The organism is Solwaraspora sp. WMMA2059 (assembly GCF_027497315.1).
Lineage (GTDB): Bacteria > Actinomycetota > Actinomycetes > Mycobacteriales > Micromonosporaceae > Micromonospora_E.
The window spans coordinates 6,277,488-6,301,851 of the sequence record NZ_CP114908.1; the positions used below are offsets into that span (position 1 = coordinate 6,277,488).

Here is a 24,364-nt window from a genome sequence, read left to right on the forward strand (position 1 = left end):
TACGGCGTCGACGGCAGCCGTCGGAGACAGGTCGTCCGAGCGGAGCCGGGGCGGCACCCTCACCCTCGTTGGAGGAGCAACCCGTACAGCCATCGATTTACGCAGAGTTCATCGATGGTTGGGTATGATCGCTTGTGTTCCACATTGTGTGCATCTAGCTTGCAGCAGGTCCACTCCGACTTACCGGTACCTCCGCCTCGGGCGGGCACGGCGAGTTGGCTTGAGGTAAGGCTGAGAAGGTTGGTGGCCAGAATGGGCATGTCGGCCAGGTTTCGCAACCGGGCGTTCATGGGGGTGGCCCTGGGCATGGTCGCGATGGTCACCCTGACGGCCTCGCTGGCACCTAGCCCGGCCGATGCGCGAGAACCACTACCCGGCACGCCGATCACCGACGCGGATGTCCGGCTGCTGACCGAGGCCGCAGCCTCATGTCCCACCCTGACCCCGGCTCGGCTGGCCGGTCAGGTGATGGCCGCGTCCCGGTTCTCGGCGACCCCGGTCGAGGCTGTGCAGGCCGTCGGCGGGCAGGGCACTGCCGGGCTGGTGCCGACCGTGTGGCAGAAGTGGGCACCGTGGGACGGGGCGCGGCCGGCTGATCGGCCGGCCAGCATCACCGCGCTCGCCCACCACATGTGCCAGTTGGTCGGCCAGTTGCGGGTGCTCGAACTCGACGGCGACAAGTGGCTGTTGGCACTGGCGGCGCACCGGCTCGGTGTCGAGCCCGTTGTCGAGGCCGGCGACGTGCCGGTCGGGGCCGCCGAGTACGTCGACACTGTGGAACGGTACGCCATCTGGTATGCGTCGCAGCCAGCCTTCGGCGGCAGCGGAAGGGCCGCAGCCGAGGCCACCCAACCGGCGGTCGCGCAGCGGATCACCAGGGCCGCGCCGTTGCCGGTGCCCGACGTGTACCTCGAGCTGATCCTGGCCGCGGGCGCAGTCTGCCCACAGATGCCCCCGACTCGGGTCGCCGCGCAGCTCATGGCCACCTCCGAGTTCGACCCACAGCGGCTCGGCCCGACCGGCGAGCAGGGCATCGCGCAGTTCCTACCCGAGATGTGGGTGGCCTACGTACGGCCGTCGGCGGAGGCCTCACCCTGGACCCCGGCCGCGGCGGTGCCGGCCCTCGGCGAGACCATGTGCGCGCTGCTGGAAGCGGTGCCCGGCACTGGCCCCGACGCCTATTCGCTCGCGTTGGCCGTGTTCCTACGGGGCGACCCGACGATCCGGTCGCTGGCTGACGTACCGGGTGTTGAACGGGTCGTTGCCCTGGCCGAGCAGGTGGGCCACTTCGAGACCGAGTACGGCAAAGATCCTCGGCTGGCCCCGTCGGCCGATCCCTCACCGTCGGCCGCTCCAGTGGCGAGCCCGACCACCGAGTCCGAACGATCAGCGGAGGCGAGCACCGCCCCGACGACCGCAGCGCCCCCGCGGCCTTCGCCGCCGGCGACGAAGCCGAGCACCCCGGCACAGACCGACTCTGACCAGCCGCCGGTCAGGGCCAAGGACGCCGATGGGACAAACCGATCGTACGGGCCCTACTTCATCCACAACCTCGGCACCGACAGGTGTATCGACATACCGGGTGTCGGCCCCGGTCCACGCGACGGGCCGGTCCTCCAGGACCTCTGCTACCCGCACACCCCGGACAACCAGGAGTACGCCTTCGTCCCGCGCCGGGTCGACAGCTCTGGGAACCAGCTGTACTGGATTCGTAGCGTCACCTCTCAGTACTGTCTGGACCTGCCAGGCAAGGGCTCGGTTGCGCCGACCACGCCGCTGAACGAGACCGGCTGTTACGACGACGAGAACCAGTACTGGCGGTTGCAGCCCACGGTCAAGTCCGGCGACATCCAGTACTACTGGGTCATCAACACCGCCTCGAACCTCTGCCTCGACGTTCCCGGTTACGCGACCGGAGGAATCGGCCTTCGTCTCGAGGTTTACGAGTGCTGGCCCGACGACGACCACGACTGGGCGCTGATTCGAAAGGCCAACTGGTGAACAGGCACCTGGCCAGGGTGGTCCTGACCGGGCTGGCGACGCTTGTCGCGGTGACGGCGGCGACCACGGAGATGGTCACCGAGCGTCGGCCCGCACGGGCCACGCCGGCCGATTCGCAGGAGCAACCGTACGTCCTCTACTACACGGTGATGGCGTCGTACCAGGGCAAGCCGGAATCCCTCTGGTCAGTCGCCGAGCGGTTCCTCGGCGACGCCGAGCGCGCCGGCGAGATCCTGGCACTCAACGCCGGGCGGCAGCAGCCGGACGGCGGGCGGCTGAGCGATCCCGGGCAACTGAACGAAGGCTGGCACCTCGTGCTGCCCTGGGACGCGATCGGCACCGGACTTCGACACGGTGCACTGCCGACGACAACGGCTGCGGAACCTGGCGCGACGGCATCGCCGGAACCGGCTGGTTCGCCCAAACCGGCTGATTCGCCCAGGCCGTCCGGATCGCTCAACCGCCCGGCCGGCCCGGCCAGCGCTCCGGTGCGGAGCACGGCGCCCCCCGCCGGCGAACCAACGGGTTCCGGCTCCACAGCGTCCGACCACACCGGCTGCCGGCCGGCTGCGGTAGCGGACCCACCGGCCGACTCGAACTGGGGACAGCAGTTGGTCGCGCCGCAGCGGGTGTGGCGGACCGCCACCGGTGCCGGCGTTTCGGTGGCTGTCGTCGATTCGGGTGTCGCAGCGGGTCGGCCGGAACTCGGTGACCGGCTCGGCCGAGGCGTCGACATCGTATCCGGCAGAGGTCAGGGCGACACCGACTGCGTCGGCTCGGGTACGGCGCTCGCGGGTATCGTCGCAGCCGACGACGGGAGAGCCGGCGACCTGGTCGGGGTGGCGCCCAAAGCCGTCGTCATCCCGGTGCGGCTGGTGGACCGGGGCGTCGCGGCGAGCCCACCGGCAGCCGTGACCGCCATCGAGGTCGCGGTGGCCACCGGGGCGAAGGTGATCCTGCTCGGTGTGTCCGTCGATGTCGCTGACCCTTCGGTCCGTTCCGCGATCGACGAAGCGATCGGCTGGGGCGCAGTCGTGGTGGCACCGGCCCCAGCCGCCGAACCGGCGATCACTTCCGGGGACGGCCTGCTCCGCGTTGGCGGCCTCGGCCCCGACCAGCGACCGATCGCCGACTACCCGGCCGGCTCGGTGGACCTGCTCGCGCCGGCGGCCGGCATCCGTAGCATCAGCGCGACCGGCACCGGAGCCCACGTAGGCACCGGTCCGGAGTACGCCGCCGCGTTCGTCGCCGGTGCGGCGGCGCTGGTGCGTTCGGCCCATCCCGGACTGTCCGGGGAACAGACCGGCCGGCAGCTCGTCGTGTCCGCCGACCGGCCGGCCGATGCCGGCCCGGAGAGCGTCGGGCGGCTCGATCCGTACGCGGCGGTCACCGGCCGGCTGGTCGATGAAAGGCTGCCCGCAACTGTCCTCGAGCAGGACGAACGGTCTCAACCGGTTCCCTGGTCGGTGGTGTTGGCGGTCCTCGCCGTGCTCGGGGCGCTGTTTGCCGGCGGTCGGCTCTGGGGCCGCTACCAGGCGGCGCGCAGGCGGCGTTGGCTGGCGCTGGAGCGGGCCGACGACCCGTTCGACAGCCGTGCCGAGGACGCGGATCAACTGGTGCACGCGCACGGTGGAAAGACGTGAGTACTGGCACCGACGGTGTGTGGCTGGGGTGGAGATGGTGCGACTGAAGGGCCGCCGGGCGGGTGCCGATCCGGACGTCGTCCGGGTGGCGCCCGGCGAACGGGGAGCTGCGCAGAACATCGCGGCCGGCCTGCGCGCAGCCTCGGCTGGGCAGACCGTGCTGGTGGCACCCGGCCGGTACCACGAGGATCTGTTCATCGGCACTGCGGCACGGGTCCGTGCCGAGCAGGGGCCGGGCAGCGTGTCGTTGGCGCCGCGTACCCCGGTGCGCATTACCGCTGCGGCGACGTTGACTGATTTGACGGTGGTCGGTGCCGACCCCGGTGATCCGCTGCTGCGGATCGAGGACGGCAGCGTGGAACTCGTCGGCTGCGACCTGCGTGGCGGCAGGATCGAGGTCATCGGGCACGCCCGCTCGGTGCTGCGCGAATGCCGGCTGACCGGTGCCCGGCTGGCCGGGCTGTATGCCACCGGAAACGCCGCAGTCCTACTCGAACGGTGTGTCGTCACGGACGTCGACGGCATAGGTGTGGTGGCCGGCGAATCGGCGCAGACGACTCTGCGTGACATGTGGATCGACTCCGTCACCGGGTCGGGCGTTCGGGCACGTGGCACCGCCCGGATCGAGTTGCTCCGCTGTACGGTCGTCGCGGCTGGACGCAACGGGATCCGGGCCGAAGAGTCGGCGTCGGTCACCGGGTTGGACGTCACCGTGAGTCGCAGCAGTGGAGACTCGGTGTTCACCTTCGGGTCGGCGCGGACGGAGCTGACCGGGTGTCGGCTGATTGACCCCGCCGCCGCAGGCGCAGTCGCCGCCGACCGGTCGCAACTGGTCCTGAACCGCTGCGAGGTGGACCGGGCTGGCGCGACCGGAGTGGTGTGCCGGGACGAGGCCGAGGTCAACATCTCCGCCGGATCGGTGCGCGGCTGCGCCGGCAACGGGGTCTTCGTCACCGATAGCGGTACGGTGACTCTCACCGACACCCTGCTGGGCGACTCGACGTACAGCGTGCTGCACGTCGGCGGCACCGGCCGACTGACCGCCACCGGCGCCCTGGTGGGGCCATCGGCGGAGCATGGGCTGCACGCCATCGGGGCAGGTAGCGTCGAGTTGGCCGGCGGCTGGGTGCGTGGCTGCGGGCTCGCCGGACTGAGCACCGCCGACAGCGCCGGGGTGACGGCCACGGGCACCGTGCTGGCCGGCAACCGCAACGGGGTGGTCGTCGGCTCGGACCGGCCTGTGCGACTGACCGGCTGTGTGGTTGACGCCAGCAGCCGAGCCGGCGTTCAGGTCGGCGTCGGTGCCGCCGTGGAGCTGGACGACTGCCGTATCGACCGGGCCGGCACCGCCGGGATCGTCTTCGAGCAGGACAGCGGGGGCACCGTGGAGCGGTGCGCGGTGCGTGACGCCGAAGGCTCCGGCATCGTGGTGTGGACCGGGGCCAGCCCACAGGTGACAGCCACGTCGTGTACGGCGGGTGCGAAGAACGCGTTGTTCGTCGCCGAGGGCGGCGGCGGCCGGTACGTCGACTGCGTCTTCACTGACAGCGCATATCCGGCGATCCATATCGGGGCCGGGGCGACACCGACCATCACGCGCGCCCGGATCCGCGACACCGAACTCGACGTCGATGTGGACCCGCAGGCCCAGCCGGTCTTCGAGGAGATCCGGCTGACCGACGTGGCCAGGTCATTGTTGCCGCCGAGCGCACTGGCCGCCAGCGGTGATCCCGGCGTCCCGGCGGTGGCCGGGGCTCCGGCTGCCGGTGCCGTGCTGGCCGAGGCAGCTCCGACTGAGGCGGCCCGACCTACCGAGGCAGACCTGCCGGATCTGCTGGCCGAGCTGGACGCGTTGGTCGGCCTGGACCGGGTCAAGCAGGATGTGCAGGCACAGATCAAACTCATGCAGACGGTACGTCGACGCCGGGAGGCCGGGCTCGCCGCGCCGCCATTGAGCCGGCACCTGGTCTTCGCCGGAAACCCCGGCACCGGCAAGACCACTGTGGCCCGCCTCTACGGCCGGCTGCTCGCCGCGTTGGGCATGCTGGAGCGCGGCCACCTCGTCGAGGCCGACCGGACCACGATGGTCGGCGAGTACGTCGGGCACACCGGCCCCCGTACCCAGGCGGTCTTCCGCCGGGCACTCGGCGGAGTCCTCTTCATCGACGAGGCCTACTCGCTGGTTCCACCCGGTCACACCAACGACTTCGGGCAGGAAGCCATCGCCACGCTGGTCAAGCTCATGGAGGATTACCGCGACGACGTGGTGGTGATCGTGGCCGGCTACCCCCTCGAGATGAGCCGCTTCATCGCCTCGAACCCGGGCCTGGCCTCCCGGTTCTCCCGGACTCTGACGTTCGAGGACTACGGGTCCACCGAGCTGACCGACATCGTCGAGGCACAGTGCCGGCAGCACGAGTACCAGCTCGCCGACGACGCGCGGGCCGCCGTCCACGACCTGTTCGCTGCGATCAACCACGGCCACGGGTTCGGCAACGGCCGCGCCGCGCGCCAGATCTTTCAGCGGATGACCGAACACCAGGCGCAGCGGGTGGCCGATCTCACCGACCCGTCGACCGATGACCTGCTGAGACTCACCGCGTCCGATGTGCCGGCCGCCGGTTCGGTGGCCTGACCGGTTTCCACGGCCAGAGATGAGGTATCCGATGGAGATCATCGAGGGCGAGCGTCGGCCGACCCACGCCGACCTGGTCACCTGGTACGAGCGGGTACTGGTGCCGCAGAGCCGGCCAGCGCTGCAGCGGTACGCCCGGCGGCTGATGCCAGGCGATCCGCACCGGGCCGAGGATCTGGTCCAGGAAACGCTGCTGCGGGCCTGGCGTAATCTGGCCTCGGTGGCCAGCGCCCGGTCGCCGCAGGCCTGGCTGTCGCGGGTCGCCCACAACCTCAGCGTCGACCAGGCCCGGCGGGTGACGGCTCGCCCTGCCGAGGTCAGCGAGGACGTCACCGCCATGGCCTGGCAGCCGGCGGAGAACCTCTTCGACGCAGCTCTGGACCGGGTCGCGCTGGAGCCGGCGCTGCGTAGCCTCTCGGCCGTGCACCGCGAGGCGCTGCTCCTGGTCTACTACCAGGACCGTACGCATCGCGAGGTGGCTGGGGTGCTCGGCGTACCCCCGGGCACGGTGAAGTCACGCACCCACAACGCCACCCGCGAACTGCAACGGGCGTTGAGCCAGCATGGCGTGACCGGCCGCGCCGCTGCCTGACCTGACTCGGCGCGGACGGCACCGGCGACTGGTTCAGGCAGCCGACGCCTCCGGTGCCACCTCGTCGAACTGGACCGGGACCGCACCTCACGCCTCGGCGTCGCCGGGGATCGGCTCGATCGGCCTACCCAGGGTGATCCGATCGACTCGGTGCCGGTGCAGCGCGGACAGACCCTCCGCGAGGTGACCGGCCAGGTCGGGGTCGACCGGTGTGTCCACCACCGGAACGAGGCGGACCCAGGCACCGGGAACGCGGCTCCCACCGATCCTGCCGGCCAGCAGTGTGCCGAGCTCAGCCAGCAGCGCCGGGCTGGTCGGGACCAGGACGTGCGCCGGGGAGCCGGCCGGTGGCAGCGGTAGCAGATCTGCTCCGGCCCGGTACACGACGACCAGTTCGCCGCCGGCGGCGGGCGGGACGAGACCCCCGGCGGCACCGCCCATCGACCAGATACCTGCCGCGCGATCGATCGGCCGGAGATCACGCGGCCAGATCGACAGCCACATGTCGTCCCGTGCGACGAGATCTTCCAGGTCGTCCCTGTCCAACCCATGGTCGAGGTTCAACTCCACCAGTCGCTGCAACCGCGTCGGATCGACGTCGCCGTACCAATCGGAACTGACGGTCTGTAGCAGCCGTTGCAGCCCAGCTTCTCCGGTGAGGAACCGGCCGTCATAGTGGTAGGCCGCCAGCACCCGGTGCGCTGCCTCCAGCCGCTGCGGTGTCAGCTCGAACACTCCGTACGCGCGGGCCGCCAGGTAACCGGCGGCGAGCAGGTTGTGCCGGGCCACTCGCTCGCCGCCTGCCCCGGCCGTGACAGGCGCGGCCGCCGCGAGCCGCGTGGCCTGCCCGTCCAGCGCCGCGACCAGGACCGACGAATTCTGCTCGGCCGCTGCGGCGCCGGCCACGTCCAGCAGCCTGGCAATCAGATCATGGCCGGTGAAGCCGAGGCCGGGGCCGGCCGGATCCGGCGGTGCATAGCTGACCTCGTCCACCACCGCCTCCGAGCCGAAGGCCGCTACGACAATTCGACGCTCGACGTCGCTGACCGGATGCAGTAGGTCGTCGGTGGCCACCGGAAGTGCCTCGGGTCGGGGCTGCGGCCTGTGTACCCGGACGAATCCCGATTCGGTCGTGGCCCCGACGTGGCTGGCCAAGGCTCGGCCGACCCACACCCCGAGAACCCATACCGGCCAAGGGGTCTGCCGGGACGGCAGCCCGATCACCACCGGCGGGTCGTCGTCGCGTACGGCCGGCGACACCTCGGCCGGCCCGATCCACACCCGTTGACCGACCGCCTGCACCTGCCAACCCGATGCCAACTCGTACCGGCCCCAGCCGACGTTGCGCAGCGCGACCACATCGAGATCGAGTACCGGTTGCTGCGGATCGGCGTGCACGGTGTAGTAGCGGGCACCAGGGCCGAGTGAGGCACGGTGGTCTCGGCTGTAGGCCACGAAGTGATGGGCTGCCGCCCCGGTCGGCTCCACCAGGTCGACGTCGAGGGCGAGCACCCGTTCGCCGCCCAACGTACGGGCAAGTTCCACCGCCCGTGGAGCGCTGATCGGTGCGGCCGTCAGCAGCTCCACCATGGTCCCGACGGGTAGGTCGTCGCGCAGCCGGCGCAGCAGGTGACCGGCCTGGTCGACGTCGGTGATCTGAACCGCCAGGAGCATGCCCTCCCGTCGCGGTAGCCGGATCGGCGGCTCCATCGACGAGGACGATGGACGGAGGAAGACCCCTGCGGCTCCAGCCGGCATGTGGGGGTACCTGTCCGGCGCCGTCAGCGGGACGCTGTCGTACCCGTGCATCGGGGCCAGTTGAGCGGCGGCCGCGCCCCAGCGGTGCACCGAGCCCGCCTCCTGAATCCACAGGCCGAGCAAGATCGCCTGAGCCTCGTGTAGCAGGCTCAGATACAGGGCCCGCACTGTGTCCGAGAAGGTCCCGACCTGGCCCACCGCACGTTGCACGCGTTCACCTAGCCGTCCTCCGGCCCCACTGACCCTCGCCGCCGCCACCCACTGGTTACACCGGGTGATCAGATCCTTATCCTGACCGAGAAGCTTGTAGATCGCTTCTCGGTCAGGGTGGGCCAGCCCGTGTCGCGACAGTAGCTCCGCCACGTGTCGCTGCGCCGCGTCGAGCTGGCGCGCCGGCCCGTGCAGCAGCTGGCGGTGCACCTCCGGATCCTTGATCAGCTCAGTCAGCACTCTCGGGTCGCCGGTCTCGGCTACGCGCCACCGGGCGTTGGTTGCCCACTGCACAGAGTGAAACTTCTCGTGCACCAGCGCATCCCGCGAACGGTCGGCATCCATGTCGTACCGCAGCCGCAACCGCCAGCGCGAGTAATCGAAGGAGGCTCGGGCATGATGCCCGGCGGGCATCTGCTCCGTCCGTTCAAATCCGCGCGGCCCCGGTGTGTGCAGGAGCCAACTCATCTGGCGATCGAAACGCCGCCAGGCATCCAGTACGGTGCCGAAGTCGTCGTGGACAAGCCGCACATGGTCCTGTTCCACCAATGTCGGCACCCTATCGACCAGCGCCGCCGCCCCCAGAGCACGGTTGGTGAAGGCCAGGTGCGTGGTGCCGAGAGAGTCGTTGGCGATTCTGTGGATGTCGTGCAGCGTCGAGTGCACCTCCCCGTCGGTGGGGTCGAGGCGGACCAGCTGGGCATCGGGGTCGACGCTCGTGCCGCGGTCGCCGGCCACCACCGTCCAGTCGGCCTGGACTAGGTCAGCGACATGGCTGTCGAGCGGCATCGGTTGTTGGGCGCGTACCACCCGGACCACCCGACCCGCTGAGTCCTCTTCCACCCTGGCCCGGACCTGGATGCTCTGTCCGTGCACCTGAGCCTGGTAAAGGTGGGTGCCGTCGATCACGATGTCGGGTAGGACGCGCGAGCCGGTAGTGACGAGATGCCAGACGAACTCCCGGGCCTTGTCTTCTGCCGACCGCAGCCCGGTCTGCCGCCCCAGCCTGTGCAGAGCTTGTGCGACGCGGTCGTCTCCTGCTGAGATCCAGCCGATCCGCCTCGCCTCCTCGTAGAAGTGGACGGCGTCCGAGGGGGCGAACATCTCGCTACGCGCCCACGGCGCCCAGGTACCCGGCGCTAGGCTCATCAAAGTGGATATCGCCCCGCCTGAACCACCGCCCCGCAGCCTCGCTGTCGGCTCGGGGTCTGAGCCCCGCTGGCCTTGCCGGCTCACGGCAACACCGTCGCCGGCTGACTGACGTGTCGGGTCTGGTCCATGCGCCAGCTGGGACTCGCCGGGCAGGGCGATCGGCACAACTGGATCCGAGAAGGGCATGAAATTCTGGACGTGCAGGTCGCCGTCCTTCGCCGTGGGCTCGGTAGCGGTGGCGCTGCTGACCTTCCCGGCTGGTTCCGCTGCGGCCGTAGCTGGCTGTTCAAGGGCTGTGGGCGGCGATACCTCATTGCCTGCGGCCGGTGTGTCAGTGCGCACTGTCGCCAGATCGGCGAGCATGGTCTGATGGTCGGCAGTCAGTCCGTTGGCGAGGATTCCAGCTACGGCCGGATCGGTGCCCTCGGCCTGGATACGCTGCGCCTGGAATTGCACCCACCGCTCGCGCAGGTCGTCGCGCGGCGTGGCGGTGGTGATGTCCGCTGGGGTGGGGGTTGGTTCTATGGGTGATGGTGGTCGGGTGGTTGGTGTTGGTGTCGGTTGAGTGGTTTGGGCGTTCGATGGTGTGTGGGTGGTGGGGTTGGCGGTGGTCTGCGCAGGGGGCGGTGTTGTGGTGTCGGTGGCTGCTGCTGGTGGCAGTGGTGGTGCGGGCGGCTGTGGTGGGTTGTGGAGCGGGAGGAGTGGTCCCTCGTCCTCAGGCCACGAGCCGGGCATCATGGTGCCGCTCGCGGTTTTTGGCGTCGAACTGGTTTCTCCGGCCGGTTCCGTTAATGGTTTCGGCTCGGCCTTCGGCTCGGGTTTCGGCGGAGGGACGACGGGGACTGTGGGGTCGGGCTTCTTGGCTCGCATCAGGTAGATGTCTTCGTCGACGTCGATGAGGAGGGCTCCGTGCGGCCCCTTGATGACGAGCGTGGCGTCGTAGCGATACTGATGAAAGTTGCGCTTTGCCTCTCTGTTGCGTTCGTTGACCTCGCTCATCTCGGCGGAACTGCCCTGGCCGGACTGACTGTCGCGGGAGAGGACTTCGCCAATGAATCCGACCTTCTTGACAAGTCCGGTGCGGGCTCCGCCCTGTGGGCCAAAACCGAAGTTGCCGATTTTGGAGTTGTCTTGGCTGCTGGACGTGCTGGACTCATTCTGTTGGTAGCGTCTGCCCTTTTGGAAGTCACTCAGCGGATCGGTGTCAGATCCGTAGTATTCGCCGGCGCGGATGTCAATGCCGAGTGTGATGTTGGTGTCGGGGATCACGTACTCGTGTTTGAGGAGTTGGTTGATCCTGGTGCGCAGCATCGATTCGCTGGTGTAGTGAGTGATCAGGTGGTGCAGGGCGCTGCGGCTGTCGACGCCGGGTACCTTCCAGGCCCCGTCGACCGTCAGGTCGGTGCCGGGGCGGAGGCTGGGTCGTGCCGTGGTCAGGGCGGCCCAACGGGCGAACTCACGAGCGGCCGCCTCCATCCGCCACGGGTGCAGGGCGCGGTCCTCGAGGAGTTCGGTATTCGCTCCGGCGGGTTTAAGGATGGTGTCCTCGGCCCAGCGCGGTGTGGGTCGCGGGGCGGGGGTTGCCGGTTTGGCTGTGGGAGGCGCGGGCTTGGGTCCGCGCCACCCGCTGTTGTCGGTGTTCCTGGGTTGCGTGAAGGATTTGGGGACGATGAGGCGGACCCGGCCACCGGCAATCAGATCATTGCTTTCCCAAGCGAAGGGGGTGTGGTCGTACCAGAATTTCTGGACGGAGTGATTCAGGTCTGGCCACATACTGCTGGTGGCGGCTGTGGTGATGGAGAACAGTGTGGCACGGCCAGTGGCGACGAAGAGTTCGGCGATTTTGGGTAGTTGGGTGGTGGTGGCGAGTTCGATCATGAAGTTGAGTGGGTGTTCGAACTCATGGGACTTCTTGGGCGAGGTGCGGAAGATGTCCTTGGTGGCGGACTGGTTGCTGTGTTCGCTGGAGTAGGACTTTCCGTAGCTGCCATGGCCAAGGCCGCCGAGCTCGCCGCGGTTTGCCTTACTGACCACCCCTCGGCCGTGGAAGTCAAAAGCGGCCGACCAGCCCCAGCCGGAGCTGCTGCTGTTCTGTTCGTTGTCGCTGGTCTGTCCGCGGAGGGTGAGGCTGACCTGGTCGCGAGGTCGGTCGGACGATGGTATGTGGTCGGTGGTGGCGGCGACGCGAATCCACAGGTACCGGGTGGTGGTGTACGGACCGGGGATCGGGAACCATCCGAAAACGCCTTGGCCCGACAGGGGGAAGTACTGCGCAGTGAGGGCTCGGCTGCGGAAGCTGCTGATCACCGCGCGGCGCAGTGGGCTGGTGGCGTTCTCTCCAGCGGGAATGAGGCCCTGCCCCTCCAGCGCTCGGAGGATCGATCTCAGGACGTCGTTGGCCTGTAGCTGTTCGGGGTGACCGACGGCGGGCAGCAGTTTCGGGTCGATCAGTTCAAGGGCTGGCGCGTTGACGGCGGTGCCGCCGACGAGTTCGAGGTCCTCGGCGGCGCGGTCGGTGATCAACAGGTCGAGGGCGTGGTGGGCGTTGACGTAGTGGGGTCCGGCCGAGGTGTTCTGGGCGCCGTTTTTGGATCGGATCGCGGTGATTTCGAAGACCATGCGACCGTTGTAGGAGTGGACGGTGTCGTTGTAGGTGGCGCGGGTGATGTCGGTAGCACCCTTGGTGCTGTTTGTCGATCTCCCGGTGGACATCTCGCCCTCGGCGTCGATCCCGCCGCCGATCCGGCCCTGCTCGAAGGGCTCCTCGGCGTCGACGTTGTAGTTCTGGTAGTGGCCGCCGAAGCCGAACTTGCCCATGGTGGTGATGTCCCTGCTCCGGGCATCGCTGTGGCTGGACGCGAACTGTCGGTAGTGTTCGAGTTCGACGCCGTCCTGGTGGCTCTTCTGGTGGTCCAGGCTGTCCTTGAACAGACGGCCCCGGACGCGAATGAACTGGTCGTATCCGTCGCGGGCGGGTAGTTGTATCTCCCAGCCGTACTCGTCGAGGATGTCAGGACTCTGACTGGCAAGCTCGCTCGGGGCGGAGAGGTCCAAAACCTGGTCGGGCCAGTTCATCGGCTCGCTGAACCACGTATCGGGAAGGCCGTTGACCTGCTGGTAGAGCTTCGCGGCGGTGGCGGACAGTTCCGGGATGTGCCGGAAAGCGGGAAAGAGTCCGGCGCTGCCGATGGTGTCCAACGGGAGATGGGATGCCTTACCGCCGGGCTCCCAGGCGCCCCTGGGATCGTCGCTGGCCTCGGCCCTCCCGTGGTTTCTGAGTTCCTGTTCGCTGTGGGTGGTGCCTTCGGGGGGGAGATGTTCGATCGGGACGGCGGTCTGGGTGGTGACTTCCAGGTTCGGGTCGTCGCCGATCAGCCAGGTCTCGCGTGGGCTCGGCCGGTCGGGGTCGGTGACTTCACGGATCGCGACCTCGTAGACGGTGCGGTAGCGATGGTCGACGATGTCATCGACGGTCTCGGTGCGGGCGTACTCCTGGATGTTGCGGCTCAGTGATTGTTCATTGCTCCACCCCACCTTGGTGGACACCCCGACGCGTGGGAGGCTGATCCCGCCCCGGTGCTGTCCGTCGAGGTCGCCGACGCGGACCGAGGGGCCGCTGCCGAGTTCGCCGGTGCCGGTGGTGTCGCCGGACTGGGCGCCAGAAGTGGCGGCCCCGGTCAGCGCACGCGCGTTGACCGTCATCGGGTACCGGGTGCGATCCAGCAGGTCGAACTGGTGGGCGGTGGCCAGCACCTCGAACGTGCGTCCGTTGCTGGCGACGCTGAACTTGCGGCCGGCCTGGACCCGGCTCGGGTCGGCCTCCAGCACGGCACGACTGACCCGGATCATGACGTCCCGGCGTGCCTTGGCGCCGATGTCGTCGAGGCCGGTCCGTGCCTTGAGCACGTCGATCACGAGGTTGGCGACCTGTTCGGATCCGGGGAGGTTGCCGGTGATGCCCAGGCCCTGCCCGCGGCGCAGTGCCAGGGCCAGGGGTTCCGGGCCGGTTCCGTCCTTCGGCACGAACGCCTGCCGCGCCTGCGGGGCCCCGTTGATCACCGGCCGCAACGTCGCGGCCAGCTGCTCCGCAGACGCTGGCGCCGGTGCGGCGGACCCCCGGATGGGCGAAACCTCGGCTTTGGTGCCGGATTCGGCTGCGGTCTTGGTTTGCGTCTTGACACTGGTTTCGACTTCCGTGGCTGGGGTGAGTACCACTCGGGGGCGTCCTGTGCCGGGGCCTCCGAACCTGGGGGTGAACACATCGCCAAAGATGCTGCGTTCGAACTGTGCCGCTTCAGCGGCGGGCATGGCGATCTCGGCAGTGACCTGGCGGGTGATGGGTGGGATGTTCTTGTTCCCGTGGGTAGCGAGGGTGAAGTCGACGGTGGCCTGGTACCGGGCCTGGTCAGACTTTCGGTTGAGGACGGTGTGGTTCGATGCGGTTTCTCCAACACCCAACGCGGCGCTGTGTTCGGCAGAGAGCCCAGCGCCGAATTGCAGACCGCCGGTAGTCTGCCCGCCCGAGTCGTCGTCGTCCGGATTGGAGCCGCCCTCGCTTAGCCTGAGCAGACTGCCTCCGGCGGATATGCTGACGTCGGTACTCCTGGACGCCTGGTAGTTGGCAGTAGAGACCACGCCGAGATCTTCCCGGGTGGTGATGCCCTCCGTAGTTTCCAGAAACTGGATTTCGCGGATGCTGACTGCGGTGGTGATGTATCCGTTGAAACTGCGGGGGCCGGCGCCTTCGCGAATAGTGTCTGTCTGGTCGCCGTTCGTGAGCAGGTAGCGACTGCGGTTGCGGGTGGTCCGCTCGTTCAGCAGCCGTTCGTGGGCCAGTGCGGCCACCTTCGCGGCGACGTCGGCCGGCAGCGCCGCGCTCAGGGCCTTGTGCCAGTCGGTGATGACCTGGTCAAGGCTGATCGCGTTGAGTGTCTCCCGCGCCTGGGAGACCGGATGCATGGCGGCGGTTCCGGCCGGCGGTTTTGCGTCTGCGGTGGTGGTATCGCCGTCCGGGGGTGTGCGAGCGTAGGCGGTTGGTAGGGAGACTCCGAGGAGGTCCGCGTCGCCGACGACTGGGGATTGTCCCCACTTGACGCCGTTGACGTAGATCTGGAACTCCACGCCGCTGTTGAATTTCGTCGACTCGGAGACGAACATCTTCCGGCCGGAGATGACCGTTGTCTGCTCCGAGGTTTTTCGGGCAATGTCGCTGCCGAAGGCCAGAGATGGCAGCTTCGTCAGCATCCGGGGTGCCTTTTGGGTCGGCAGTGAGAAGGTCAGCTCGGCGGCGCCGTCGTGGTCCAGGCCACTGGATTGGGAGGTCTCCCTGCCGGTCGCGGTCGAGCCGAATGAGACAACGTACTCGCGTTCCTTGCCTCCGTCGGCATTCGGTGCCTCCTGCGGATTGTGTGGCACCGGGCGGATCCAGATCAGTCGATCACCGGCACTGATCGTGATCCCATGGAACAACGCATTTTCCCACCGGGCGCGATTCTTGTCGATACCAGCCAGGTCTTTCGGGGCGGCTTCGAGCAGCTCGCGGATCGTCGCGGCCACCTTTTCGCGGATGCCCTGCTCCTGTCGGGCGTTGCCCAGATCCGGTAGGTCCGTGCTCCTTGCCTTGTTCTGCTCGCCTGGTTCCTGCGGACCCTTACCGGGTTTCAACACTGCCATCTCGGCGTCGGTGATGCGCGTGCGTTGACCCGACGGCAGCGCCGCGGCGAGCGCGTTGAGGGTATCGGCGATCTCGTCGGCCGTTCTGCTTCGGACCTCGGCGATCGCCAGTTCACCAAGTGCCCCGTCAGTGAAGTACCACGGCGTCGCGGTCGGCCGGACCTTCGCCGCCTCCTCGGCCTCCTTAGCCTTCTTCGCCGCCTCCTCGGCTGCCTTCCTCGCGGCATCTTCAGCTTCCTGAAGGGCTGTCCGAGCGTCGTGTAGCTCCTGCTCCTTGCTCTCCCACGCGGTGCGAGCCTGCACAGCCTGCTCAGTGCCCTGACCAAGCGCCGCCTCATGTGTCCGCACAGCCGTGGCAAGCTGGTCGCGTTCCGCCTGACGTTCCACGGCCTGGATACGGTCCTGTTCCTCCTCGCGGCGGTGGGTCTCCTCCAGCTCGCGGGCCCGCGCGGCCTCCTGCCGCTCGGCCTGCTGGCGGCCGGCCTCCGCAACTTTGGCGAGTTGGTCGGCCTGGTCCAGCTCCCGTCTCACGGCCTCGGCATCAACGTCGGCCTGACCGCGTTCCAGCTCAGCCTGCCTCGCCGCCCGGTCGAACTCGGCCCACCGCTGCTGGGCCTGCTGGAGCCGATCGTCGTCACGTTGCTGCTCGGCGGCCTGCCGGGCTTGGTCCTGCTCGGCCTGGCGTGGAGAGACCGGCGGCGTGGCGTCAGTGCGGGCATCGACACGAGTCCCCGAGGCGGGGCCGCTGCCGACCGCTGCCGACTGCTCCTCAGCCCGCGCGGCCTCAGCCCGCGCGGCCTCAGCCCGCGCAGCCTCGGCCCGCGCAGCCTCGGCCCGCGCGGCCTCGGCCCGCGCAGCCTCGGCCCGCGCAGCTGCGCGTTGCGCGGTCCGATCGGCGACTTCGGCGCGTACCGACTCCAACACGGCATCCTCGGCCAACCGCTGCCGCGCTGCCTCCGCGCGCGCTGCCTGTCGCCGCGCCGCCTCCGCGTCCAACACCTGGCGCTGGGCATTTCGCTGTTCGGCCTCCCGCCGCGCGGCCTCCCGCTCGCCGCGGCGACGATCTGCGGCGCTTCGCGCCTCGCGCTCGGCGGCCTCGCGTTGCTCCTGCCGCTGTGCGGCCGATGCCGCAGCTGCGGCATCGGCCGCCGACAGCACCTTGCCACGCTCCTGCTGAACCTGCCGCGCTTCCTCGAGTTTCGCAGAGAGATCGTGGACGTGACTCTCCAGTCTCTGCAGTGCCTCAGCGAAAGACTGCACCTCCGCAGCGAGCTGGTCGTGCCGGGCCTTCGCCTCTGCGACCGCGGGTGGCGGATGTTCCGACTTCAGCTGCTTGCCCGCTGGCGGTACCTGCAACGGCTGCTGCTGAGGTCGAGCCTCGACAGCAGTGGTGGTCTTCCCGGTGGTGGTTCCGACGGTCGCGGTGGTTTCCCCAGTTGCAGGCCAGAGAGGGACGAAGTGCTGGTGCTGATGGTGGAGGTAGAAGACCGGACCCTCGTCGCCGCGCAGCGGGTGTGCGGTGGTGCCGTGCTGGGTGGTTTCAAAGACCTGGACGCGGATACCGAAGTTGTCGATGAGGAGTTGGTTGAGATCGGGGTCGTAGACGTCGAGCATCCGGCCGTTCAGCAGGTCGTCGCTGGCGTTGCTGGAGGCCGGCAGGTTGTCCAGTAGATGATCATGCAGCTGGTGGGCATTGGTCTGATGAGGGTTGTGTACGTTGATGAGCTGGGCGAGGGAGTCGAGTAGGCACAGGTTGTGATCGCCGCTGGCGGTGCCGAGTACCAGACCGGGCGGTAGAGCCGGATCGGGAGATCCGGCACCCTGCCACTGATAACTGCCGTCGGCTGTGACGACCCAACCCATCGTGGCGGGGGGCGGCTCGGCGATCCGGTCCACGAGGACGGTCGACAGCGGCGCCGGTGCGCTGCCCGCCGGGCTGGACACCGTCTTGGCCGGGGCTGGCACCGTGGCCTGCTCGGTGACCTGAGGAGGGAGGTCCACGCCGGAGGCCCAGAACTCTTCGGCGGCGTTGCCGGTAAGGGCGTCCGGCGCCGGCCGTGGGGCGGTGGAGCCCGAGAAGTGCGGCGAGAGCACGCCAGCGATCTGACCGAGCGCCCTGGGGGTCAGCACGAAACCGTCGACACCGTGTGGGTGGCTGCCCATCAGGTCGCCGTGTTCGGGCTGGTGGGTGTCGCGCAGCAACGCGTTCGGCGGCGCTTTGCTGTCCTTGACGCCGAGGTTGTGCACGATCTCGTGGGCGTACTTGGCCGGCGACGCGTCTACCGCCCAGGTCTGCTGGGACATCTGCGTGCCGGCCGGAGCGACCGTGATGGAGCCTCGCGCCTTGGCCGGGTCATCGACGAAGTCGACGGTTACCCGCATCGGCACGTCCCAGCCCGGCAGGTGGTGCCGGGGTGCGTTGACGTATCGCTGCAACCCTTCGATCGTGCGCGCCTTCACCTTGGCGATCTCTGCCGCCGTGACGCCGGGCGCGGCGTCGAGGTGCAGCTTGAGCGCGAAGTGCATGTCCTGATCGGTGACGGTGAGTTGATAGCCGACACCGACCCGCTCGCCGCTGGCCGCTGGCCGGGTCACCTTCGGCGGCTGGCCGGACGTGGCGGACGGTTCGAAGCGGAAAGCGTCCTTCAATGGCGTCCATCGCTCGGCGTCCACCTCGATCACCCGGGCCGGGCCGGCGAGTTGGCCGTCGCCGAGCAGATCGCGCGGTGGCATCGTCACCTGCTCGGCGGGCGGCGCGGCAGAGACGTCGTCGGCTGGGCGGCGCGGTGCCGGCAGCTGGAGAACCTCGTCGCCGGCCGCCGGCGTCGGCCGTGCCGGTCCATCCTGCGGCTTGTGCACCGTCGGAGTCTCCGCCGGCTTCGTCGCTGCCGGCCCGTCGACCGGTTTGGCGGCCGTCGACGGCTCCGCAGGTTTGCCGACCGCCGGTACGTCCGCGCCGGGCGGATCGGTGCGGGTCGGTGCGGGTACGGACGGGTCGGTCCGCCCGGGGGCGGCGCCGGCGGGACCGGTGGGAGGTGCCGGCAGGTCACGGGGCGGGCTCGGCAGCTGGCCGAGTCGGTGGCCGATCGTCGCGTCGTCGGCCCGTGGCCCGGGCATCGGCAGGTCGCCTGTGGTCCCGCCGGGTGCCGGTGGGGCGTCCGCTCCGCGCAGCTGGGCCAACCGGTCACCGAGGGTGGTGTGCCGCGCTGCGGTGTCGTTCCGCAGACTCTGGGACAGACCACCGAGCGCCTCGTCCAGACGGGAGTCGAGTGGTCGGAGGTGGTCGGGGGAAGTGAGCGCGGTGTTGATCTGGGTGGCGCTGTCCAGCCGGTGCTCGTCGAGCCGGGCGGCGTATCGGGACAGCACGTGGTCGATGCCGGCCTGATCGTCGCCGACCCGGGCGAGCGTGTCCTGCCACGACCGGTACTCGTCGGCGGAGAGCGGGCCGCTGCCGCCGCGCAGCTCCGCGACGCGGGCCTCGCGCTCCAGGTTGGCGATGCGCGTTTCGTACCTTGCCAGCACTGCCGCGTCGGCGGCCTCGTCTCCGGCCCGGGCGAACTCGGCATCCCATTCGGCCCGTTCGGCCGGCGGCATGCCGAGCATTTCTTCACGGTGGGCGCGCAGGTCGGCGATCCGGTCGGTCAGGTCATCGAGAGCACCGGGCGGCAGCGTCGGTACGTCGGGCAGGTCCTCGAGCTTGCCCACCGGGGTGTCCGGGTCGGTACCGCGTAGCGCGGCCAGTCGGTGGCGCAGTTCCAGTCCGGCGAGGTCCAGGTCCGGCGTGCTGTCCCCGCGCAACGCGTCCAGGCGCTTCTGCAGGTCGTCGACGCTGCCGGGTGGCAACGTGGGAGGCTGCGGAAACTGGGGGAGCGGTACGTCGGGGCCGTCGGAGCCGCGCAGATTGGCGAACCGCAGCTCCAGCTCCAGCTCGGTGCTGCGCGCGTCGGGGGTGCGGTCGCCACGCAGCGCGTCGAGGCGGGCCTGCAACTCGTCGACGTCGCCTCTCGACCCGGCCTCGTCGGGGGTACGGCCCGGCGTCGCATCGGGTCCGACCTGGTCGTGCAGCTTCTGTTCGGCCAGTTTGCCGGCGAGGCTGTTCTCGTAGTCGTTGAGCAGCCGGTGCAGTTCGTCGGTGTGTCCGGCGGCGGTCGCCCGCTCGATGTCGATGGCGTGCTGCAACCAGGTCGACTTGTCCATGTCCAGCTGTGCGGCGCGCTGGTGCCCGGCGTCCACATGCGCCCGGTACGAGTCGAGCCGCTGGAACAGGGCCTGCCGGTCGATGCGGTCGTGCAGCGTGTTGAGCGCGCGGGCCCCGTCACCGTGCCGGCCCTGCTCAATCGCGGTACGGACCTCGGTGCTGAGCACCCTCAGCTCTGGCTCGGGCAGGTCGACCCCCCGCGCGTCGGAGATGAGCTCGGTCAACCGTTGGCTGAGCGCCTCCGCGCCGGGGGTGGCCGCCGGATCGGTGCGAGGCACGCTGGGCAGGTCCAGCAGGTTGTCGCCGGTACCCGTACCATCGGGCCCTTCAGCTCGGCCCGGCGTACCCATCTGGTCGAGGGTCTGCGGTCGACCCGCGCTGTCGACCTGCGGTGACGCCGCAGATCCGGCGTCGTCGAGGGATGTCGGACCGATGTTGGTGGGAGTCTCCGCGCGGGCGGCGACCAGCTGGTCTTCCAGGTCGGTGAGGCGTTCGACGGCGGTGGCGCGGGCGGTCGCCTCCACCGGGGAGATCGTGGGGACGTCCGGGAACATCGCCGGATCGACCGGGCGGGTTTCGGCCGCTGCGCCCGGGCGGAGCTGGCTGAGGCGGTGTTCAAGCTCCAACTGGCGGGCTGCGGGGGAGGGCAGCTCGGTGCCGCGTAACGCGGCCAGCCGACTCTCCAGCTCCGCGATACTGGTGCCGGGCTGGTGAGTCGGGACCGCCGGCAGCTCGGCAAGGTCGGCCGAGGCCGCCGGGCGCAGCTGGGCGAACCGGTGCTCCAGTTCCAGCCCGGCGAGGTCGGTGCGCGGGGCGTCGGGGCCACGCAGGTTCTCCAGCCGGGCCTGCAGCGCCTGCACGGATTCATCCGCCGTCCCGGCTGGGTTGGCCGCTGCCCGGTCGGGCGCGGAGGCCGGTTTGGCCGCCGCGAGGTCTGGTGCGACCGCACCGGTCAGGTGGGCCGGTGGGGTATCGACGGTGCGGGGTACCGCAGGAGCTTCGACCTTGAGCCCGTCTGCGGTCCGGCGCACCAGCGCCTCGGTGACCCGGACGTCCTTCTCGGCGCGGGCCAGGGCCAATGCGTCCCCGGAGACGTTGGCCAGCGCGTGCTGTGCCTTTTTGAGCTGCTCCAGCGCCTGCAGGTGGCTGAGCTGCTGCGGTGACGGGCCACCGGCCTGATCCAGCCGGGGCGGTGCGGGCGTCGAGAGGTCACGACCGAGGCCGGTGGGTGCGGTGACCGTTGGCGGTTCCAGTCGGTGCGGGGTGGTGAGCGCCGCCGCACCGGGCTCGTCGAGCAGGTTCAGCGCCTGGTGGACGGTGGTCAGGTCGGCGGTCCTGCCGAGCTGCACCGGGTTAGGTGTGAGCGCGGAGGTGGGCGTCGAGGTGGACATTGGGGTAGGTGTCGGGGTAGGCGCGGACGCGGGTGTGGGCGTGGCCAGGCTGACATCGCCGAACGCCTTCTCCGGCGCGCCGAGGTTGAACGCCACCCCGGTCTCCGAGACCCGGACCGCGCTGACCTCGCCCATGTGCAGGTTGCGCAGCTCGGCGCGACCGAAGTCCGTCAGGCCCTCGACGCCACCGGCAGCCCGGTTCAGCGTGGCGCTGAGGTTGCCGATCTGCATGTTCGGCAAGGTCACCGCGCTCGGCGTGGCCACCGCCGGCATGGTGACCCCGTTCATCCCCGCTACCGGGTTGACGGTCGGCGCATTCAGCCGGGAGACGGGGCCGAGGTCGACCGCGTGCGCCGCGCCGGGGAGATTGGCTGCGGGGATCGGGGTGACCGTACCGGCCGTTCCCGGCACCGGTACGTCCAGGTTCTGTACGCCGCGAAGCCCCGCGAGGTCGTGCAGGCCGAGCGCCCCACGTGCCGCGGACAGGTCGAGACCACGGGCCGAGAAGCTGAGTTGCTGCGCCGCCGGGGCCCCGATCATCGGCTTTTCGATCAGGTCGGGAAGGTGCAGCCCACTCGGACTGAAGTTGATCCCACCGGCTGGGGGCGGCGCGCCGCCGGGCTTGACGACGTGCACCGTGGTGAGGCCGTTGGCGAGCCGGATGCCGCCGCCGAGCGCGGCAAGTCCGTCGAACCGGGTCATTCCGAGCCCACGACCCAGCACGCCGAGCTTGAACGCCCCGGACACCCCGACAGCGCGGATCTCATGACCGGCCAGGGGCAGGAAGATCCGAAGCCATTGCCAACCGCCGAACTCACGGGCCATCAGGTTGCCGAACCTGACGGCGTTGGCGGCGATGAACCTGCCCGCGTCGGCCGTCACGCCAGCGAACCGGACCAGAGCCTGCTGCCCGATGTTCCCCATCCTGGTCACCGCTGCCGGGACGGTGACCAGGGTGAACTTCTCCAGGGCCACGAATCCTCGGGCGGCCAGACCGTCGATCGGGCCGACGATCCGGGGAATCATCAGCGCGCCGACCTTCACCGAGTTGGCAAGGGTGACCCCGATGTCGCCGATGCCGCGCATGGCCCCGCTGAGGCTCAGCGTCGACACCGTTCGCCAGAAGTCGCCGATGCCGGCGCGCGCCATGGTGAAGCTGTGCCGGCTGAACTGAGTGATGTTGCGCCAGGCGGAAGTGGCCAGCTTCGTGAGGTCGCCGAGGGCGATCAGCGGTCGGGTGCTGGGACCGAGTAGCCCGAGCAGCCCGAGCGCCAGACCCAGCGCGTTCGTCTTGCCCATGGCGAAATCCAGGGTCGCCTTCACCGCCAACGCGGCGTTCATCGCGAAGGCGATCAGGCCGAGCGGGCCGCCGACGAAGATGGCGACCACGGTGACGATGAGAGTCAACCAGGTGAAGATCTCCCAGAACACCTCACAGGCCGACTTCGGCGTCACGGGTGACTTGATGTGGCCGGTCGCGTCGAGAATGGCCTGCCGAGCCGTACCCGCTGCGGATTTCACATCCGCGGCGGCGTTCTCCGCGGTGGCCTTGAGAGTGTTGATCCGTCCCTCGTCGTCGCCGGCCCCGGCCGCGTCACGCAGCGCCTGGTCCGCCGTGGCCTGAGCCTCGCGCAGCGCCTCGGCGTACGTGCGGATCGCCGGCCCGGCGGCGGAGAAGGCTGTCCGCACCCCGGCGATGAATCCGCTCATCTCCTTGCTGATCTGCTCGCGCAGCCAGTCTGCGGTCTTGCCGACGAACGCCCCGTCACCGCTCTGTCGCAGTACCGCGGCGAGTCCGTCGTCGGCGGTCCTGGCGTGGTCGGCCATGATGTCCATGTAGCTGGCGACGCTGCGCAGCACATCCGGATCGCCGGGGGTGGGATCACCCGACAGCGTGAGCGGTGACCAGTCACCAGGCCGTACCCCCACCGGACCCTCCCGCTGCCCCGGACGCCGTCGTCCTGTTCGACGTGGCGCACCCGCGCGGAGGTTCACAAGTGAACCGCTGGCGGCCCCAGCCGCGTCGAATCACACAGACGGCGTACGCCGACGAGCCGGAGGAAGGGGCGCGGGGTGGCCGACCTGGTGCTCGACTACGCGCTGCTGCACAGTCTCGCGGGCAGCCTGCGTGAGTTGAAAAGCAAGATCGAGTTTGATGTGGAGACCGGGTCGCGTCGGGCGGTGGTCACCTCCGACGGGACCGTCGTCGACTCCAGCCAGGTGGGCAACTCGGCCCTGTACGGCACACTGAGCGCCTTCTTCTCTGCCTGCCATTCCCCGTTCAAGGACTCGATGGAGCTGCTTGACGAGCTGGCAAACACCTTCGACAGCATCGCCAAGGCCTACTTCGACCTGGACGCGGACGTCGCTGGCAAGGTGAACCTGGACCGTCTCAAGGCCAGCGTCAACGGCTGGCAGGCCGACACAGCCGCGTACGAGCGGTATCTCGACCTCAAGGACCGGGAGATCACCTTCCAGTACTACGACAAGGACGGGAACCTGGTCGACGGTTCGGTGCCGCTGTGGAGTGGCCCCCCGGTGCCGGAGCCGGGGGATCCGCCCACCTCGATCGACGGCACCGCAGAGGTGGGCAGCAACAAGACCTCGGCGGTGCTGGACGAAGACGGCAACGTCATCTCCGAGACGACCACGGTCACCTCCGGCGACGGACTGACCTATACCGAGACGACCGAGTTCACTTACCGTGACACCGACGGCGACGGGGAGATCGATGTCGTCGACTACACCTCCACCGTCACCCACTCCGACGGCATGGAGGAGAAGATTGTAAAAAAGACCAACGACGACGGTTCGTTCGTGGTGACCTCCACCACCAGCGAGGGCACCACAACCAGTACCGTCACCCCGAAGCCCGACGGTGGATCGCACCAGGTGACCGTCGACCACGAGGGCGAGACCACCACGACCGACATCGTGGTGACCGGACCGGACTCCGGCACCAAGACGGTCGTGGACTCGGATGGCACCAAGAAGTACACCGGCAATCCGAACACCGGGGAGTGGACACTCGTCTCCGAGGAGTCATCCGAGGACGACGACTACATTCCCTTCACCACCGTCACCATGTGACCCAGCCACCCTTGGAGCAAT

At 69.2% G+C, this 24,364-nt stretch carries 6 protein-coding genes; 5 read left to right on the forward strand and 1 reads right to left on the reverse strand.

Annotated elements, in window-relative coordinates:
- The first annotated feature begins 258 nt into the window (after nucleotides 1-258).
- The 4 genes from O7553_RS28810 to O7553_RS28825 are packed head-to-tail and all read left to right on the forward strand — an operon-like array spanning nucleotide 259 to nucleotide 6,871.
- The gene (locus O7553_RS28810; protein ID WP_281552686.1) at nucleotides 259-2,001 is read left to right on the forward strand and encodes an RICIN domain-containing protein; all 1,743 of its coding nucleotides are present in this window, start codon (nucleotides 259-261) and stop codon (nucleotides 1,999-2,001) included.
- Nucleotides 1,998-3,644, forward strand: coding sequence for a S8 family serine peptidase (locus O7553_RS28815; protein WP_281552687.1), 1,647 nt, complete (start codon nucleotides 1,998-2,000; stop codon nucleotides 3,642-3,644). Before O7553_RS28810 ends, O7553_RS28815 begins: the two co-directional genes overlap by 4 nt.
- Nucleotides 3,645-3,678: 34 nt before the next feature.
- Nucleotides 3,679-6,279 carry a right-handed parallel beta-helix repeat-containing protein gene (locus O7553_RS28820; protein ID WP_281552688.1) on the forward strand — a complete coding sequence of 867 codons (2,601 nt, stop codon included), beginning with the start codon at nucleotides 3,679-3,681 and terminating at the stop codon, nucleotides 6,277-6,279.
- 31 nt (nucleotides 6,280-6,310) lie between these two features.
- The gene (locus O7553_RS28825) at nucleotides 6,311-6,871 is read left to right on the forward strand and encodes a sigma-70 family RNA polymerase sigma factor (RefSeq protein ID WP_281552689.1); all 561 of its coding nucleotides are present in this window, start codon (nucleotides 6,311-6,313) and stop codon (nucleotides 6,869-6,871) included.
- An 87-nt stretch (nucleotides 6,872-6,958) separates the two neighbouring features.
- Here the strand turns inward: O7553_RS28825 and O7553_RS28830 are convergent, their stop codons facing one another.
- Complete coding sequence (locus tag O7553_RS28830; protein WP_281552690.1) at nucleotides 6,959-23,182, reverse strand: hypothetical protein; 16,224 nt, start codon at nucleotides 23,180-23,182, stop codon at nucleotides 6,959-6,961.
- Nucleotides 23,183-23,326: 144 nt separating this feature from the next.
- On the opposite strand from O7553_RS28830, the gene O7553_RS28835 reads away from it, so the two are divergent.
- Nucleotides 23,327-24,343, forward strand: coding sequence for a hypothetical protein (locus tag O7553_RS28835; RefSeq protein WP_281552691.1), 1,017 nt, complete (start codon nucleotides 23,327-23,329; stop codon nucleotides 24,341-24,343).
- The last annotated feature ends 21 nt before the right edge of the window (nucleotides 24,344-24,364 follow it).